This is a genomic window from Methylobacterium sp. J-076, assembly GCF_022829405.1.
GTDB lineage: Bacteria > Pseudomonadota > Alphaproteobacteria > Rhizobiales > Beijerinckiaceae > Methylobacterium.
In genome coordinates this window covers 1-2,775 of the sequence record NZ_JAKSXW010000053.1, presented here as the reverse complement: position 1 = coordinate 2,775, position 2,775 = coordinate 1, and the positions used below count along the sequence as shown (strand labels likewise).

2 protein-coding genes are annotated in these 2,775 nt (G+C 66.8%); both read left to right on the top strand.

The annotated features are described in order from the left end of the window. Nucleotides 1–1,973, top strand: a 1,973-nt coding sequence (locus MKK53_RS25320; RefSeq protein WP_279598801.1) for a phage tail tip lysozyme, incomplete at its 5' end; no start/stop codon positions are given. Between the two features lie 11 nt (nt 1,974–1,984). Continuing rightward, nucleotides 1,985–2,775, top strand: a 791-nt coding sequence (locus MKK53_RS04010; protein ID WP_243927056.1) for a hypothetical protein, incomplete at its 3' end; no start/stop codon positions are given.

Sequence of the window (2,775 nt, the reverse complement as noted above, 5' to 3'; positions counted from 1 at the left end):
CCCTCGGCAGCATGTCGGCGCCATTCACCGCCCTTGGCCTGGCCAGCGGCGGGGCGGCCCTGTCCATGGGCGCCATCGGAACTGCGCTGCGCGGGTTCAGTCAGAACACCCAGAACCTGTCGATCCTCTCGAAGCAGAGCGGCATCGCGGTCGACTCGCTGCGAGCCCTTCAGCAGATGGGCGAGCGCGTCGGCATCTCCGGGCAGACGATGCTGGGAGCGGCCGACAACTTCTCCCGCGCCGCCACTCAGCTAAAGCGCGGCTGGGGCGAGGCGATGCAGGAACTGCCGGCCATGAACCTGTCGTGGCTGCTCAACGATCTCAAGTCGGCCAAGTCGGCCGAGGAGATGATGAGCAAGCTCTTCACCGACCTGCCCAAGATCCCCAATCGGGAAGCCCGCCGCCGGGTGCTGACGATCTTTTTCGGCACTGAGGACATCGACCGGATCATCACCGAGTTCGGCGACGGCGCCGCCGCGAAGCTCGCCGAGATCCGCAAGAGTATCGGCACTCTCGACCCGGAGACGCAGAAGGCGGCTAAGGCGTTCGAGGAGAATATGGGCCGGATGGGCGATGCCCTCGAACGGCTCAAACTCAATCTCGGTGGCCCGCTGCTGGAGGGCCTGAACACCATCGTTGAGAGCGGCGACCGCAACGGTGTCCGCGGCAACGCCGAGGCGATGGATGCAGACCTCGCGGGCCGCCTCAATACGGCGGTCAAACAGCGGGACGAGTTGAAGGCCGACCCGGTCAAGAACGCCGAGCAGTTGAAGTCGCTGGAAAAGGAGATCGTCCGTCTTACGGATGCGATCCGCCGTTCGAAGGACGGGTCCGGTCCCAGCGGTGTCTCAGCGATCCCGATGAGCTTCACCGATACCGGTGGCTTTGGTGGCGCGAAGATTTTCAACGCCTCGCTGAGCGGTGGCGGGTTCGGCGGGGGCATGGGTGGCCGTGGCTTCGGTGGCTTGGGTGGCACTCTGCCCGCGCCGGGAGGTGGCTATGAAGGCGTTCCCGGCGTCGGCGGCTCCGGTGGCAGTCGCGGCGGCGGATTGTACACACCGCCTTTGCCTCAGGATGGCGGCTCGCTCCCCCCGACCGGCGGTTACACCGGCAACGACGGTCGCCGCGCCGCGCGCAGCGGGATGTCTGCCGCCGGCCGGGCCAACGTTGCCTCGTGGATGGAGTTCTTTCAGCGACCCGTCGATCAGGGTGGCATGGGCTACTCGCCGGAGCAGGCGCGCGGTCAGGTCGCCATGATGCAGGGCGAGTCCACGCTAAACCTCGACCCTGCCGCTATGGGCGTTAAGGATCGCAACGGCGTCCCTCATGCCTTTGGTACCGTCCAATGGTCCGATGCGAAGGGTAACGACCGCTTCCCACGTCTTCGGGCATTGGCAGCTGAACGGGGCACCGTCTGGCAGGACAGGGCCACTCAGCAGGAGATGTACCGCCGTGAGATGATGGGGCGGTACAAGGGCGTCTACAATCGCATTCGGGGTGCGCAGACCGGCGAGCAGTCCCTGTGGGCGGGGATCGTCGGTTACGAGAACCCGCAGCAGCACAGCCTCGCATTCGGGATCCGAACGCCATTCCTGAACCGGCTGCGACGCGACGGTGCGGGTGGCGCGGTTGCTGGCGCGTCGCCTAGCGGCCCGCTTGGTGGCGACGAGAACGACAACTTTCCGAATGGCGCCCCTCGTGCCTTGAAGCCCCGTTCGATGGCGGATGACCGGAGCGTTCCGGGGCAAGTCGCAGAACCGGGCGGCGCGGCTGGCGAACGCCTCGGGGATGCGATGATGCGTCGGCTCCGTGGCGATCAGTCCCCAGCCGAGCGACCGGCGGCCCAGGAGCACACCATGCGGATCGAGCTTCACGGCTTCCCGTCTGGCACTCGCGCTCGCACCTCGATGGGCGACCTGTTCCGCGAGACGACGGTCTCCCGGCATCGCGCGCCCGAGATGGCGGATATCTAGGAGGACAGCAGATGCCCGATCCCGATCTGATCTGCGAGGTGCGCAGCACCGATGGCGGCATGTACCGCGACTGGCTCGGCGTGTCGGTGGAATACACCTACGCCGATACGAACCCGCTTCGGCACTTCGCGCTGACCTGCGCCGAACCGAGTGTCGTCGGTAAGCTGCGGCTGAAGCCCGGCGACCGGGTCGACGTGACGCTCGCCGGGCGGAAGGTGATCGACAACGGCTATGTGAAAAACCGCCAGGTTGGTTTCGACCCAAACCGCCGCGCCGTGCAGATCACCGGCATCTCGGCCGCTGGCCAAATTCAGCAGGCCAGCGTCGACCCCGCACAGTACCGGGGGTACAGCCTCTCGCAGATCGGCGGGGCGGTGGCCAAGCAGTTCGGTGTCGGGTTCCGCATGGAGAACCCTCCGGCTGGGGCGGACAAGACCTTCCCGAACGTGATCCCGCACTACGGCGAGACAGGCCGGCAGTTTCTCCGTCGCCTCGCCCGAGCCCGGGGCGTCATGCTCCGGACCGACCCGAACGGCGACATCGTTGCGGGTGTCCCGGCCGGCGGCAGCGGAGCGACGCTTGAGGAAGGCATCAACATCCTCAGCCTGAACTGCTACATCGAATTTCCGTGGGCGGAGCAGGTCGTCGGATCGGCGCAGACGCCGGGCACGGATCAGAAGTTCGGCTCAGCGGCCGCGCAGATCCAGTCGACCGCGACGATCCCGTCCGGGGCCAAGGGAATGACGGTGCGGATCGCTGCCGACCGTCCGCTCGACGCGCAGGAGAACCAGACAGCGGTCGA